This window comes from Aeromonas sp. 25-AL00135, assembly GCF_054052385.1.
The window spans coordinates 115963-131405 of sequence record NZ_JBSTYQ010000014.1; the positions used below are offsets into that span (position 1 = coordinate 115963).

General features: G+C 59.7%; 13 protein-coding genes. 8 read left to right on the forward strand and 5 right to left on the reverse strand.

All coding sequences use genetic code 11. From position 1 onward, the window contains the following. Nucleotides 1-41 precede the first annotated feature (41 nt). Nucleotides 42-671 (forward strand): 16S rRNA (guanine(966)-N(2))-methyltransferase RsmD, encoded by a 630-nt coding sequence (gene rsmD, locus ACW5XC_RS14360; RefSeq protein WP_021231566.1) that lies wholly within the window; start codon nucleotides 42-44, stop codon nucleotides 669-671. A gap of 110 nt (nucleotides 672-781) precedes the next feature. Beyond that, on the forward strand, nucleotides 782-1093 hold the full coding sequence (locus tag ACW5XC_RS14365; protein WP_042052536.1) for a DUF1145 domain-containing protein: 312 nt from the start codon (nucleotides 782-784) through the stop codon (nucleotides 1091-1093). 855 nt (nucleotides 1094-1948) lie between these two features. On the opposite strand, the gene ACW5XC_RS14370 is transcribed toward ACW5XC_RS14365, so the two are convergent. The 5 genes from ACW5XC_RS14370 to ACW5XC_RS14390 form a co-directional block, all read right to left on the reverse strand. Beyond that, nucleotides 1949-2935 carry a helix-turn-helix transcriptional regulator gene (locus ACW5XC_RS14370; protein WP_005339987.1) on the reverse strand — a complete coding sequence of 329 codons (987 nt, stop codon included), beginning with the start codon at nucleotides 2933-2935 and terminating at the stop codon, nucleotides 1949-1951. Nucleotides 2936-3222: 287 nt separating this feature from the next. Then, nucleotides 3223-3609, reverse strand: a complete 387-nt coding sequence (locus tag ACW5XC_RS14375; protein ID WP_042052535.1) for a SirB2 family protein — start codon at nucleotides 3607-3609, stop codon at nucleotides 3223-3225. Further along, on the reverse strand, nucleotides 3606-5462 hold the full coding sequence (locus ACW5XC_RS14380; protein ID WP_042052534.1) for a monovalent cation:proton antiporter-2 (CPA2) family protein: 1857 nt from the start codon (nucleotides 5460-5462) through the stop codon (nucleotides 3606-3608). The genes ACW5XC_RS14375 and ACW5XC_RS14380 overlap by 4 nt, the downstream gene beginning before the upstream one ends. Nucleotides 5463-5529: 67 nt before the next feature. Beyond that, the gene (kefF, locus tag ACW5XC_RS14385) at nucleotides 5530-6126 is read right to left on the reverse strand and encodes a glutathione-regulated potassium-efflux system oxidoreductase KefF (protein ID WP_042052533.1); all 597 of its coding nucleotides are present in this window, start codon (nucleotides 6124-6126) and stop codon (nucleotides 5530-5532) included. 101 nt (nucleotides 6127-6227) lie between these two features. Then, a complete protein-coding gene (locus ACW5XC_RS14390; RefSeq protein ID WP_005342847.1) occupies nucleotides 6228-7070 on the reverse strand; it encodes a LysR family transcriptional regulator in 843 nt (280 codons plus the stop codon). 142 nt (nucleotides 7071-7212) lie between these two features. Here ACW5XC_RS14390 and ACW5XC_RS14395 point away from each other — a divergent pair, with 142 nt between their 5' ends. The 6 genes from ACW5XC_RS14395 to ACW5XC_RS14420 all read left to right on the forward strand — a co-directional run bounded on the left by ACW5XC_RS14395 (nucleotide 7213) and on the right by ACW5XC_RS14420 (nucleotide 15258). Beyond that, nucleotides 7213-7935, forward strand: coding sequence for an SDR family oxidoreductase (locus ACW5XC_RS14395; RefSeq protein WP_005348556.1), 723 nt, complete (start codon nucleotides 7213-7215; stop codon nucleotides 7933-7935). 88 nt (nucleotides 7936-8023) lie between these two features. After that, complete coding sequence (locus ACW5XC_RS14400; RefSeq protein ID WP_021231559.1) at nucleotides 8024-8347, forward strand: hypothetical protein; 324 nt, start codon at nucleotides 8024-8026, stop codon at nucleotides 8345-8347. A 46-nt stretch (nucleotides 8348-8393) separates the two neighbouring features. Then, the gene (locus ACW5XC_RS14405) at nucleotides 8394-8825 is read left to right on the forward strand and encodes a DUF411 domain-containing protein (protein WP_005339953.1); all 432 of its coding nucleotides are present in this window, start codon (nucleotides 8394-8396) and stop codon (nucleotides 8823-8825) included. Between the two features lie 234 nt (nucleotides 8826-9059). Next, nucleotides 9060-11213 carry a S9 family peptidase gene (locus ACW5XC_RS14410; RefSeq protein WP_042052532.1) on the forward strand — a complete coding sequence of 718 codons (2154 nt, stop codon included), beginning with the start codon at nucleotides 9060-9062 and terminating at the stop codon, nucleotides 11211-11213. A gap of 414 nt (nucleotides 11214-11627) precedes the next feature. After that, nucleotides 11628-12599, forward strand: coding sequence for a TAXI family TRAP transporter solute-binding subunit (locus ACW5XC_RS14415; RefSeq protein ID WP_042052531.1), 972 nt, complete (start codon nucleotides 11628-11630; stop codon nucleotides 12597-12599). Nucleotides 12600-12702: 103 nt separating this feature from the next. Then, a complete protein-coding gene (locus tag ACW5XC_RS14420; protein ID WP_042052530.1) occupies nucleotides 12703-15258 on the forward strand; it encodes a TRAP transporter permease in 2556 nt (851 codons plus the stop codon). Nucleotides 15259-15443: the final 185 nt, after the last annotated feature.

Genomic DNA, 15443 nt, shown 5'->3' on the forward strand with positions numbered 1-15443 from the left:
CCGCCTTATACTACCACTTTATTTTCTGACGATGAAACGCGATGCCCAGAGTGAAATCCAGCCGTAGCAACCCGAGCAAGAGTCCCGCCCCGCAAGGAAAATCGGGCTTTGTAAGAATCATCAGCGGCCAGTGGCGAGGCCGCAAATTGCCGGTCAAGGATGTGGAGGGGCTCAGACCCACCACGGATCGCGTCAAGGAGACCATCTTCAACTGGCTGGCCCCCCACATTCGCGGCACCCGCTGCCTGGATCTGTTTGCCGGCAGCGGCGGACTCGGACTGGAGGCACTGTCGCGCTATGCCGAGCAGGTGACCCTGATCGAGATGGACAAAGGGGCCGCTGACCAGATCAAGAAGAACCTGACCGCCCTCGGCAGCAGCCAGGGTCAGGTGATCCAGTCAGATGCAGTGAGCTGGCTGCAAGGCCCGGCCACGCCGTTTGATCTGGTGTTCCTCGATCCGCCGTTTCGCCGCGAGCTGCTGCCGCAAGTGTGCGAACTGCTGGAGCAGCGCGGCTGGCTGGCGCCGGACGCCCTCATCTATCTGGAGCGGGAGAAGGAAATGGCCGATCTGGCGCTGCCCGCCAGCTGGCAACTACTCAAGGATAAACAGGCCGGTCAGGTCTGCTACCAGCTCTATCTGCGGGACACCAAGAATGACGCTGCAGTTTAAAGGGGGGGGATGGGCGCAGTGGCCCTCCCCGTCAATTTGGACAATGGCTCAAGGACAAGCAGGTCGATCAAATCAGGTCTGCTACCAACTCTATCTAAGGGAGGTAAACAATGAAGCGAGTCTTTAATCTGTTGGCGATGGGGCTGATATTGTTCTTCTGGTTTGGCGTGCTGATGAGCCTGATTGCCCCGCTGCCCGGCAAACTCAACGGCTTTCTGCCGGTCTGCGGCGTGATCGTCGCCCTGCTGCACTGGCTGCAGGCCAGCATGATCAAGGCGGCTTGCAAACGCTACTTCGCTGTCACCAAGGCCGAATTTGTCACTGTGCTGATATTTGGTGTGTTTGGCATGGTCGACATTCGTCAGCGCCTGCAAGAGATCGTCAACGCCGCCCAGCGCGGCAATCTCTCGGACAAACCATAAAAGAAAAGGGGACGGCGGTAGCCGTCCCCTAGAGTCGTGTCGTCCTGTCCGTAGAACTGCAATGCTCCCTGCAATCCCTGACGTTATCCTAATCCTTTGGAATATCCCCTTTCCAATCCGTTGGCGTGTCCTGCGGCGTTCCTGGCCTAGCAATTCATCCTGAACTGCTTCCCTGTCTCCATCCTGGAGGTGTCCATTACCACGTCCTGTGGGGTTCCTTGCGTCTTCCTGACAGATAACCATCAGGGTTATCTCACTTCATCCTGAAGTATTCCTCTCGCATCCGGCGAGGTCCTGTTCATCCTGAAGAACGAGGTTCCGTTCGTTCTGCTCCCATCCCGAGAGTGTCCTGCCGCATCCCGCGGTGTTCCTTTATTCATCCGTGACGATAATCATCCTGATTATCGAGCTCATCCTGAGGTGTCCCTTGTCCACATCCTGCGGACTATTCCATCTTTATGCGCTGCCCTGCATCCTGCCGGACCAGCTCCGTCCTTGTGAGACCCATACTAAGGAAATGCGCACCCCGAACAAGGGCCATCCAATGATAAAGATCCGATGCAGCTCCCATCCAAAAATACGAACTTAAAAACTAATCCTTTAATATCAGCCATTTATTTAGTTTCACAGGAAAGCTCGATCATTCTGGCATGGCTTCGCGTACGGCTCAAAGCGCCAGCCTCTTACAGTCGCTATGGCAGATCTCTTACACGGGTTTCGCCCCCAAAAACGGGGCAGGAAAACGGTTCAATCCTGACGTTAAGACTTAAAAATTAGTTGAATAAATATGCTTAAAAAAACCGCAAAAAAAAGAGCCGAGACCAGGCTCGACTCTTCAACATTCCAATCTTTTAATCAGCTCAAGCGGTTGGCCGGATTGAGATAGGCCTTGCGCAGCGATTCCGGTGCCAGCACTTCCAGTTCACCGCCGATGTTGTTCAACCAGCTGCGAAACTCCGGGGTGTCCTGCACTTCTGTCTCCACCACCACACTGCGCTTGTCATAGCGGGTCATGCGCGGATTATTGCCGGGGATCTGGTTATCCACCAGCGACTGGCTGTTGGCATCGATCCGGCCGACGAAGCGGATCGGGCCGCTCACATCCTGATAGCCCTGATCGCGGATCAGCTTCTGGATATTGAAATCCTTCGGCTGGGTGGCGCTGAAGTTGGTCAGCTCCACGTTCTTGATATGGTCAAACGGAATGCCGTAGACCTTGGGATCCAGCTCGGACAGAGTGCAGAGCAAGATCGGACCGTCCGGCTGATTGAGAATGCCGAGCGGGTTGATACGGTCGTAGCAGAGCCACACGGTGCGCTCTTTGATCACGCGCTGGATCTCGGCACTGAACTTGCGACCACGCCAGAGCGCATCGCGGATCAGGGTGCTGCGGCGGATCTCCGGGTTGCCGGCAAACGGGCGCGGTGACTGGTGGACACTCTCCAGCCAGCGTTCGGCCAGTTCGCTCTGGCTGTCGCGGATCACCTGGCTCGCCTTGTCGACCAGCGGATTCAATTCGGTCAGTACACTCGCCGGCAACAGTTGGCTCGCCTGATCACTCCAGGTTTTCAGGGCCACCGCCAGCGAGAGCGGCATGATATTGGCAAAGTCGTTGAGGCCGTGGCGCTCGAAGCACCAGCCATGGGGTTTGCTGCGCTCGTCCGAGGTGAGGTCGAACAGTCCCATGCCGGACATCTCCTCCAGGTCCCGTTGCACGGTACGCAGACTGACGTGGATACCTTCCTCTTCCAGTTTTACCTGGAGTTGGCTGGCGGTCAGCTTGTAAGGGCGGTGCGGGATGCAACGCGCCAAGGTCAGTTGTCGTAACAGCTTCTTGCTCATGGTGCTTGCCTTCACTGGTTTAGCGTTGACTGTATGCTAGTCGTGACTTGCGACAGTCTATGTCGCAAGTTTTGCTGCGACAACTGTCGCCATTTTCATACAAAACACACTAACCAATTGATTTACAAAGACAATGCACTCAAAAAAGGAGCCGCTAGAGGCTAAAATTAGCCAAAAATCCCTCAAATGAAAGTTCTATGTTGCGATTTATTGTTAGCATAAAACTCCGATTAATTAATTCATCTTAGAATATGATTTCAGGGGAGAGCATAACTCTCCCCTTTTGCTCACATCAGCCACGACCAGGCTGACTTGGTGATGGCCGCACCGACCATGTAGCCAAATACCGCCAGTGCTGCCACACCGGCCACCAGCTTCTGACCGCGGGCCGGCCGCTTGAGCGCCATGACACCCAGACCGATATAGAGTACCAGTGCAATCAGCTTGGCCATCAGCCAGGGTTGTTGACCCGGGCTCAACTGCAAGGCCACCGCCAGCAACACACCAAACAGCAGCAGGAAGGTGTCGTTGATATGAGGCAGGATCTTCAGCCACTTCTGCTGCAACCGAGCGCTGCCGGCCAGCGCCAGACTCCAGCGATAGATAAAGAGCAGCAGACTGACCAGCGCCAGCGTCATATGCAGGTGTTTGAACATGGGGTAATAGGCAATCATTTTGCTTCCTTGTCGTCGTCGGGTAGCCCGCTATTCCAATTGTGGGCATGGATACGCTCCTGCCCCTCCTCGTCGTCTTGCAACAGATCGGAGAGGATCTCCCGGTATTGCAGGCTCTTGTTGATATAAGTGTGTTCGTCGTCCAGATAGTTGACCTGCTCGCGCAGCAGCCAGTTATCGTGCTGCTTGAAGGTCTGCCCCGCCCGCCAGGCCTGGTTGGCCCGAAAACCGAGCTGGGTCAGGGCTTCCACCCCCAGATCGACCGCAGAGCCCAGGGTTTCCCGGTGCACGCTCTCAACCCCGTGGCGCAGGATCTCATGGGCATGAGGCCGATCCAGCGCTCGCGCCAGGATCTTCAGGTGCGGGAAGTGCTTCTGCACCATCTCGATCACCGCCAGCGAGGTAGCCGGATCGTTGATAGAGAGCACCAGCAACTTCGCCTTGTGTGCCCCGGCGGCATGGAGCAGATCGATCCGGCTGGCATCGCCATAGAAGACCTGATAGCCATACTTGCGCAGGGTCTCTATCTGGCTGGCATCCTGCTCGAGGATGGTGGTGCCGATGCCGTGACCATGCAGCAGACGCCCCACGATCTGGCCGAAGCGGCCGAAGCCCGCGATGATCACCGGATGCTCCACCAGCTCAGGTTGCTCATGCTGCGGTGCGTCGCTCTGGTTACGGTAATCGAACCAGGGCTGGATCACCCGATCGTTGAGGATCAGCAGCAGCGGGGTGAGCGCCATCGAGAGCGCTACCACCAGCGTCAGCAGGGAGATGGTCTCGCCGGGCAGCACCCGGTTCTGGGCGGCAAACGAGAAGAGCACGAAGGCAAACTCACCGCCCTGCGCGAGCGCCAGTGCGAAGGTCCAACGCTGGCTCGGCGAGATGCGGATGATGAAGCCGAGCGCCATCAACACCAGCCATTTAAGCACCATCAGGCCAACCACCAGAGTGGGTATCAGGAAAGGGTGTTCGGCAAACAGCCCGAAGTCGATCCCCGCCCCCACCGACATAAAGAACAGGCCGAGCAGCAAGCCCTTGAACGGCTCAATGTCTGCCTCCAGCTCGTGGCGATATTCGCTGTCGGCCAACACCACACCGGCGAGGAAGGAGCCAAGTGCGGGCGAAAGCCCCACCGACTCCATCAACACAGCGATAGCGATCACCAGCAGCAGGGCGGCGGCGACGAAGATCTCCCGCATATGGGACTGGGCGATGGCACGAAACACCGGCCGCATCAGGTAATGACCACCCAGCACGATACCGGAGATGGCCGCGACTACCAGCAGACCATGCTGCCAACCTGCCAGCTCGGAGCCACCACTGCTGGCGACCGGTGCCATGGCCAGCAGCGGCAGCAGCGCCAGGATCGGAATGACCGCAATATCCTGAAACAACAGCACCGCAAAGGCGGAGCGACCGCTCTCGCTCTGCATCAGCTTGCGCTCCTGCAGGCTCTGCAGAACTATGGCGGTGGAGGAGAGCGCCAGAATGAGGCCGATAGCCAGCCCCTGTTGTAGAGGTAGACCGATCAGGTGCGCTACGCCGGTCAGCGCCGCCGTGGTGAGCAGCACCTGCAGGCCGCCGGTGCCGAGGATCGGCCCCTTCAGCTGCCACAAGAGGGCCGGACGCAATTCAAGACCGACCAGAAACAGCATCAGCACCACGCCAAACTCGGCGAAGTGCATCACATCCTTCTGCTCCCCCACCAGCCCCAGCAGGAAGGGGCCTATGATGATCCCCGCCAACAGATAGCCGAGCACCGAGCCCAGCCCCCAGCGCTTGGCGAGCGGCACCGCGATAACGGCGGCGGAGAGGTAGATAAAGGCATCAAACAGGATCCCGTGGCCCATCAGTCGGCCCTCCGCATGAACATCTGATCCGGCTCATAAGCTCGGCCAGCAAGCTGCCCGTGTTTCATCAGAGCTCCTCCAGCAAGTCGCGCAGATAAGGGCGCCCGGCCAGTTGCTCCGGGGTCAGCTGATCGTCACGCAAGGCGCAAAGCAGCTGGCGGTAGTCCTGCCCGCAGCGGCGCAGGGCGGCGGGATCCTTGATCTTGTGAAAGGAGTGCAGCACGAAGGGTGGCAGCCAGTTCATGCCGCACAAGGTGGCCGCCTGCTGAAATGGCAGCAGAAAATCGAGCAACGGTCGGCTGTTGTACCCCTCGCTGCAGTAGGACTCCGGAGCCCCGCCGGTGGTGATGGCGCTCAGCCACTGCTTGCCCTTGAGGGCGTAGGCTTCGGGACCGTAGGCGTAGCCATACTCCAGCACCAGATCCATCCACTCTTTCATGATGGCCGGGCAGGAGTACCAGTAAAACGGGTGCTGGAAGACGATGATATCGTGCTCAGAGAGCAGCGCCTGCTCCCGCTTCACATCGATGAACATGTCGGGATAGTGCTGGTATAGGTCGTGAACCGTGACCCCCTCCAGCCCCTCAATCGCCTGCAACAGCTGCTTGTTGGCCCGCGAGCTCTGCAGCGCGGGATGGGAAAAAATAACCAGAATGCGTTTCATGACCACATCACCCGAACAAAGCCTTGCGGTGCAAGGCGCGGTAAACAGAAAAGGGGAGTCTGGGGAGCTGCATCGTAAAGATGCACAGGAGAGCGACCTTATCAGGAAGCGCCATAGCCTGCCAACTCGGGGATCAGCTCCCGCAGCGCCGGATTGAGGGTCTGGTGGGCGGGATAGCAGAGCCCGATCCGGCGAAACATCCGCGGCCCGCTCACCGGCAGGGTACAGAGACCCGCCTCATCTTCCACCAGCCCGTCCGGCAGAAAACTGATGCCGACTCCCGCCAGCACCAGCGCCATCACCAACCCCTTGCTCTCGGCCTTGGCCACCAGATTGAGGGTAAGGCGGTCACAGGCCAGCAGGCCGATAGTCTGCTGATGAGCTTCGCAGGGCGGGCACTCAATAAAATCATAATGTTGCAGCTCGGCCAGTTCGATCCTTTCGCGACTGGCCAGAGGGTGATCGACCGGCACGCAGAGCACGTAATCCTCCTCCCACAGCGGCAGAAAGATCTCGTCCTCCCGGCGCAAGGCATCCAGCGTCAAGCGGCAGTCGGCGGGCGTAGTGTAGTCGGAAAGGGTGAGATCCAGCTGCGGCAGCACGCCCTGCACTTGCTGCAACAGCCCAGCCACCCGACGGCGACTCAAGTCCGGCATGATGGCGATATTGAGCCTCGCACGCGTCGCTTTCTGGCGAAACAGCTCCGGCAGACGGCGCGCCTCCTCCACCAGCTTGACCGCGTGAGGATAGAGATAGTGGGCCGGATCTTTCGCCACCACCCCCTTCTTGCCCCGGACAAACAGGCTGTCACCGAGCGCCTCTTCCAGCTGGCGCAGCCCCGCCGAGAGGGAGGGCTGGCTGACGTGGCAGCGCTCGGCCGCCGCCGTGATGTTCTTCTCTTCATAGATGGCGATGAAGAAACGCAGCAATCTCAAGTCCAGCATAAACCAACCATAGTTTTTTCAGATGATAACCAGCGGAAAACAATATTTATCACTTATAGATACAGTGACTATAGTGATTGGGTTCCGTGCTGGCCAGCCACCTGTTTGCTCAAACCGACTCTTGAATCAGAAGGAAAGACCCATGTCCAAATCTCTCGTCGTGATCACCGGTGCCTCCGCCGGGATTGGTGCCGCCATCGCCCGTGCCTTCTCTGCCGCCGGTCATCCGCTGCTGCTGCTGGCCCGCCGGGTCGAGCCGATGCAGGCGCTGAACCTGCCCGATACCCTCTGCATCGGGGTCGATGTGACCGACACCGCCGCCATGAAGGCCGCCGTCCAGCAGGCAGAAGCCAAATTTGGCCCGGTCGGCTGCATGGTCAACAACGCCGGTGTCATGCTGCTGGGTCAGGCCGATGTGCAGGATCCCGCCGAATGGCAGCAGATGCTCAACATCAACGTGATGGGGGTGCTGAACGGCGTCCACGCTGTGCTGGCAGGCATGAAGGAGCGCCGCAGCGGCACCATCATCAACATCAGCTCCATCGCCGGTCGCAAGACCTTCCCGAACCATGCTGCCTACTGCGCCACCAAGTTCGCCGTGCACGCCCTGACCGAGAACATCCGGGAAGAGGTGGCCGATGTCGGCGTGCGTATGGTGACCATTGCCCCGGGTGCGGTCGAGACCGAGCTGCTCAGCCACACCACTGACGAGAGCATCAAGGCCGGTTACCACGACTGGAAAGATCAGATGGGTGGCGTCATTGCGCCGGAAGTAATCGCCGATGCCGTGCTCTACGCCTGGAACCAGCCTGCCAACGTCTGCGTGCGCGAGATAGTGCTGGCGGCGACCCGTCAGCAACCTTAATCCGGGCTGACTGACACCATGGGGAGGGCTTGACCCTCCCCCGGGGCACAGGGTTACCATGTGCCCCTTGTTATTTTCGAGTCATTCCATGGTTCTCACCCGTCGCCAACTCGCTCACGCCCGTCGCTGGCTCCCCTTGTGGAGCCTGGTGCTGGTGTTGATGTCGTTTGGCAGCCGGGCAGCAACCGACCTCTGCACCCTGACAACCCACTGCAGCCAGAGCGAGCGTACCCTGGAAAAAGCGATGCCCTGCGGCAGCTTTACCACCGCCCTCTCGATGACGCTGGTAGGCAGCGACAGCCTGACGGTCGCCGTGCTGGAACCGGATACACCCGACTTCGCCTCCCCCTCTCTCTTTATGCCGGACGCCCCGTGCGAGCGGCTCGAACGTCCCCCACGCCCCCAGATCTGAAATGCATCCCGTATCGGGCATCTTTTCTTTCAATCTGAGGTGAGTGATGTACAAACCCCTGTTACTGGCCATGCTGGCCGGTACCGTCAGCTTTTCGGCTCTCGCGGCCGAGAAGATGACCGTCTACAAATCCAAATATTGTGGCTGCTGCCAAAGCTGGAACGAGCACATGGAGCAGAATGGCTTCGAACTGGAGGTCATCGAAACCGAACAGCTCGGCGCAGTGAAGCAGCAATACGGTATCGCGCCGGAACTGGCTTCCTGCCATACCGGTATCGTAAATGGCTATGTGATCGAGGGGCATGTACCGGCCGCCGATGTGCAGAAGCTGCTCAGGGAAAAACCGGCGATCCGTGGCCTGACCATTCCGGGCATGCCCCAGAGTGCGCCGGGCATGGATATTCCGGGCCATCCCTATGAGGTACTGAGTATCAGCAACGAGGGCGCGACCAACCGCTGGTCGAGCTACCCAGGCTGACGAAAACTGGTCATGAGATGGCACTCCCATATCATGTGAGGCACACCTGAGCGGACTCTTGCCGCTCATGGCCAGAAAGAGGGCCGCTATCGCGAGATAGCGGCTTTTTTTGATTACATTTCCTGCAATAACAAGGGATTGCTTGCAACCACCGGCAACAAGGGGCAGATTTAACGCCAATTCATGGAGCCGATGCTCAGGTCTACCAACCCTTTCCAGCGCCAAGGATGCGACATGTTTACCTTTTCCCGAGGAGTTCTACTGCTAGCCTTTCTGACAGTTCTCCCCCCCACTTATGCCAATGAAGAGCCCGCCATGCTGACAAGCGAACATCCAATCCAGCCGCCCGTGGCCCCTAAACATCCCCGCACTCTGAAAAAACACGGGGATACCCGCATCGACAACTACTACTGGCTGCGTGACGACGAGCGGCAAAAGCCCGAGGTGTTGGACTATCTCAAGGCCGAGAACGCCTATACCGAGGCCATGCTCAAGCCGACCCAACCCCTGCGCGAACAGCTCTACAAGGAAATGGTCGCCCGCATCCCCCAGCAGGATGAGTCGGTACCCTATGTGAAAAATGGCTACCGCTACCAGACCCGCTATGAGCCGGGCAAGGAGTACGGGATCTATTCGCGCACCAAGCTCGGTGAAGAGCAGGCGAGCCTGCTGCTCGACAGCAACCTGCGGGCTGAAGGGCACGAGTTCTATGCCCTCGGCGCCCTTGAGGTGAGCCGCAACAACCGCTGGCTGGCGGTGGCGGAAGATTTCCTCTCCCGTCGTCAGTACCAGATCCAGTTCCTCGATCTGGAGAGCGGCCAGTGGGCCACCGACAAACTGGAAAATACCTCCGGCAATCTGGTGTGGGCCAACGACAACAAGACCGTCTTCTATGTGCGCAAGCACCCGCAGACCCTGCTGCCCTATCAGGTCTATCGCCACACGCTCGGGACGGATCCGGCCACGGACAAGCTGGTCTACGAGGAGAAGGATGACTCCTTCTACATCAGCCTCTACGCCACCACCTCGGAAGATTTCATCGTCATCGCTCTCTCCAGCACGACTACCGGCGAAGCACGGCTGATCGATGCCAACCAGCCGGAGCACGCCCCCCGCCTGTTCCTGCCCCGTCAGGTGGATCACGAATACAGCCTGGATCACTACCGCGGCCGCTTCTATGTGCGTTCCAACAAGGATGGCAAGAACTTCGGCCTCTACGAGACCAAAGAGAGCCCGGTCGATCGCTGGAAGGCGGTGATTGCCCCCAATCCGGACGTGCTGCTGGAGAGCTACGCCCTGTTCAAGGATTGGCTGGTACTGGAAGAGCGCAACAAGGGGCTGACCCGACTGCGCCAGATCAACTGGCAGAGCGGTGACGAGAAGGAGATCGCCTTCGACGACCCAGCCTACGTCACCTGGCTCGCCTACAACCCGGAGCCGGATACCAGCGCCCTGCGTTATGGCTACTCCTCCATGACAACCCCCGCCTCCACCTATGAGCTGGATATGGCGAGCGGCAAGCGCACCCTGCTCAAGCAGCAGCCGGTGGCCGGCTTCAAGGCCGACCAGTACGCCAGCGAGCGGCTCTGGGTGACCGCCCGCGACGGCGTATCGGTGCCGGTGTCGCTGGTCTATCGCAAGGACAAGTTCAAGAAAGAGCAGGCCGATGCGCCCAAGAATCCGCTGCTGGTCTATGGCTATGGATCCTACGGCGCCAGCATGGATCCCGACTTCAGCAGCTCGCGCCTGAGCCTGCTGGACAGAGGCTTCGTCTACGCCATCGCCCATATCCGGGGTGGTGAAGAGCTGGGCCGTCACTGGTACGAAGATGGCAAACTGCTGAAAAAGCAGAACACCTTCAATGACTTTATCGATGTCACCAAGGCGCTGGTTGAGCAAGGCTACGGTGCCAAAGATCAGGTCTACGCCATGGGCGGCAGCGCCGGCGGCCTGTTGATGGGGGCCGTCATCAATCAGGCGCCCGAACTCTATCGCGGCGTGGTGGCGCAGGTGCCGTTCGTCGATGTGGTCACCACCATGCTGGACGAGTCGATTCCCCTCACCACCGGGGAGTATGACGAGTGGGGCAACCCGAACCAGAAGCGCTACTACGACTACATGAAGAGCTACAGCCCCTACGATCAGGTGAAGGCGCAAGCCTACCCCAACCTGCTGGTCACCACCGGGCTGCACGACTCGCAAGTGCAGTATTGGGAGCCCGCCAAGTGGGTCGCCAAGCTGCGCGAGCTGAAAACGGATGATAACAAGTTGTTACTGAACACCGACATGGACGCCGGCCACGGCGGCAAGTCGGGCCGCTTCAAAGCCTACGAGGATATCGCGCTGGAATACGCCTTTATCCTGGATCTGGCCACCCCGGCCAACTGATCTCTCATGACTCCGGCCCTTGTTATTCAAGGGCCGCATAAGAATCCTCTCGTAGTTTTTCCCTCTTCCATTTCCCTCCATATCAAATTAATCTTCGGCAAGAAAATGAATGATCGAGGTCATGTTTCTCAAGATTTAACTCCGCTATTTTGCCATTTCGTTTGATTTATGTTGGGTGAATGTGCTTAATCGGAGTGCTTGCAACTTTTTATTTGGCCCCTCAGGGGCCAATTTATCTTCGACCGACAGGAGGTCGGTGGCCTCACCACAGGATGAGGGTGACCGCCGGAAAAGGGGGTGATCAACTCCCCCGCTTTCGCGCAACGAGAAGAGCGGGCAAGCCCGGCGCAGAACGGGATTGCCATCAATTTATCCGGGGATCGGATAAACAAAATCAAAGAAAAGGGAGAAAAAATGAAAGGATTAACTTTGGCATGCGCCCTGTCGGCGGCTCTGGTCGGTGTTTCATTCGGTGGTCCGGTACAAGCGCAGGAACGCTTCGTGACCATAGGCACCGGCGGTCAGACCGGCGTCTACTATGTCGCTGGCCAGTCCATCTGCCGCTTCCTCAATCGCGGCGCCGCCGATCACCAGATCAAGTGCAACGCCCCAGCCAGTGGCGGTGGTGTTGCCAACGTCAACGGCATCCGCAGCGGTGAGTTCAACTTCGGCATCATGCAATCCGACCACCAGTTCAAGGCGATGAAAGGGCTGCCACCGTTCCAGGCCGAAGGGGCCATGGACGATATGCGCGCCGTCTTCTCCCTGCAGAGCGAGGTGTTCACCATCCTGGCTCGCCGCGATGCCAAGATCGCCAGCTTCGACGACCTGAAGGGCAAGCGCGTCAACATCGGCAACCCGGGCTCCGGCCAGCGTGACACCATGGAAGAGATCATGGCGGTCAAAGGCTGGAAGAAGGGTGACTTCGGTCTGGTCTCCGAGCTGAAACCGGCCGAACAGGCCTCCGCCCTCGGTGACAACAACATCGATGCCATGAGCTACTTCGTCGGTCACCCGAACGGTGCCATCCAGGAAGCCTCCACCACCACAGATGCGGTACTGGTACCTGTGACCGGCGCCGACATCGACAAGCTGCTGGCCGAGAAGAGCTACTACAGCAAGGCCGAGATCCCGGGCGGCATCTACAAGGGCAGCGACAAGCCGACCCCCTCCATCGGTGGCAAAGCGGTGCTCTCCACCAGCGCCAAAACCGATCCGGAAGTGGTCTATCAGCTGGTCAAGTCGGTGTTCGACAACCTGGATCGCTTCAAGCGCCTGCACCCTGCCTTTGCCGACCTGCAAGAGGCCGACATGATCAAGGTGGGTCTCTCTGCACCGCTGCATGAAGGGGCTGCCCGCTACTACAAAGAGCGCGGCTGGCTCTGATTGAAGGCCACGGGGCCTTTGTCACTCTCTTCGACACCCGTCTGCCGCCTGATTGCGGGGGCGGGTGTCGCTCTTGTTGTACTCGTTGGCACAAGTTAACCCTATGCAAGATAAACAACTCTCTACCGAGGAACTGATCGCCCAGGATGTGGGCGCTCGCCTGCCGCTGGGCCCGCTGGGCTGGATCATCACAGCGCTGGCGCTGGCCTGGTCCCTGTTCCAGCTCTGGATCGCCTCGCCACTCCCCTTCATGGTGGGGTTTGGCGTACTCAATGACACCGAAACCCGCTCCATTCACCTCACCTTTGCCCTGTTGCTGGCTTTTCTGGTGTTCCCGGCATTTCGCTCCTCGCCGCGGGATCGGGTTCCCCTCGGCGATATCGCCCTCGGTCTGATCGCTGCTGGCGCCGCCTCTTACCTGTTCGTGATGTATGAAGCGCTGGCGCTGCGTCCCGGCACCCTCACCACCGCCGATCTGGTGACCGCCTGCATCGGCATTCCGCTGCTGCTGGAAGCGGCGCGCCGCGCCTTGGGGCCGGCACTGGCGGTCATCGCCATCGTCTTTCTGGTCTACAGCCTGGCGGGCCCCTGGATGCCGGGACTGCTGGCACACCGCGGGGTAGGTTTCACCGCGCTGGCCAACCACCAGTGGATCACCACCGAAGGGGTGTTCGGCATCGCCCTTGGCGTCTCCACCAGCTTCGTATTCCTGTTCGTGCTGTTTGGCGCCCTGCTGGAGCGGGCCGGCGCAGGTCACTACTTTATCCAGCTCGCCTTCAGCCTGCTCGGTCACCTGCGTGGCGGCCCGGCCAAGGCGGCAGTGGTCGCCTCCGGCCTGACCGGTCTGATTTCCGGTTCGTCGATTGCCAACGTGGTGACCACCGGCACCTTCACCATCCCGATGATGAAGAAGGTGGGCTTCAGTTCAGAGAAAGCGGGGGCAGTGGAAGTGGCCTCCTCGGTCAACGGCCAGATCATGCCACCCGTGATGGGGGCTGCGGCTTTCCTGATGGTCGAATACGTGGGCATCCCCTATGTGGAGATCATCAAGCACGCCTTCCTGCCTGCCGCCATCTCCTACATAGCGCTGCTCTACATCGTCCATCTGGAGGCGCTAAAACTGGGCATGCAGCCCATCGGCAACCATCAGCCCAAACCCTGGCTGCGCCGCCTGACCGGCTTTGCCTTTGGCGCGGCCCTCATCAGCGGCCTGTCACTGGCGGTCTACTATGGCCTCGGCTGGCTCAAACCTGCGCTGGGTGACTACGCACTGCCGGGGATCTCGGTACTGCTGGCTGCCACCTATGTGGCCCTGTTGAAGATCGCCGCCAGCAATGAACCGCTGCCCGCCGAAGATCCCGACAAGCCGCTCACCGAGTTGCCCAACACCCGCGCCGTGCTGCTCTCCGGCCTGCACTTCCTGCTGCCAGTGGTGGTACTGGTATGGTGCCTGATGGTGGAACGCCTCTCGCCGGGGCTGTCGGCCTTCTGGGGTACCGTGATGCTGGTGATCATCCTGCTGACCCAGCGGCCGCTGCTCAACTGGCTGCGCCAGGACGGCAAACACGACTACGGCACCGTCGCTGATGGCGTGGTGGATCTGCGGGAAGGGCTGGTCGCCGGTGCCCGCAATATGATCGGTATCGGTATTGCCACCGCCACCGCGGGGATTATCGTGGGTGCGGTCTCCCAAACCGGGGTCGGTCTGGTGCTGGCGGATCTGGTGGAGTTCCTCTCCATGGGTAACCTGCTGCTGATGCTGCTGCTCACCGCCCTGCTGAGCCTGATCCTCGGCATGGGGCTGCCGACCACTGCCAACTACATCGTCGTCTCCAGCCTGCTGGCACCGGTGGTAGTGACGCTGGGGCAGCAAAACGGGCTGATCGTGCCGCTTATCGCGGTGCACCTGTTCGTCTTCTACTTCGGCATCATGGCGGATGTGACGCCACCGGTGGGGCTGGCCTCCTTTGCGGCAGCCGCTGTCTCCAAGGGCGATCCCATCAAGACCGGGATCACGGCGTTTTACTACAGCCTGCGTACCGCGGCGCTGCCGTTCCTGTTTATCTTCAACACCGACCTGCTGCTGATCGACGTGGACTTCGCCCACGGGGTGCTGATCTTCATCGTGGCGACCATCGCCATGCTGATCTTCGCCGCCGCCACTCAGGGCTGGTTCCTGGTGAAGAGCCGCTGGTACGAGAGCGTGCTGCTGTTGCTGGTCGCCTTTACCCTGTTCCGCCCGGGTTTCTGGATGGACATGGTGCACGACCCCTATCGCGAGACTCCGCCTGCCCAGCTGGCCCAAACCATGGGTGAAGTGGAGGCGGAGAGCACCCTGCGGCTGCGGATCCTCGGTGAAGATGCAGTGGGCAAGCCACGCAAGTTCACCCTGCTGGTCGCCGTACCGGATGGGGCAAATGGCGAAGAGCGGCTGGCCAATCTGGGGCTGAGCCTCTATGAGCAGGATGGCAAGACGCTGATCGACAACGTCGCCTTTGGCAGCCCGGCCGCCACCATGGGACTGGAGTTCGATCAGGAGATCCTCACCGTCAAGGCGCCGACCGAGCGCTGGACCAAGGAGTGGATGTGGATCCCGGGCTTCCTGCTGTTCGGGGCGATCGTCTGGCTGCAGCGTCGCCGCAGCGTCAAGGCCGGTTAATCCACCGGGCAGATGAGACCGAGGGCCGCTATTGCGGCCCTCTTTTTATTGCCTTGCCCTCTGCGGCTCTTGCGATGAGCAACAATCATGGAAAAAGGTAAATGGTGGCGAGCGGCCAAAAAAGTGGGGTGACATGTCCATGTCACCCCCTCGCAAATAGCATGTTCCATATTGGAGTCCGGCCA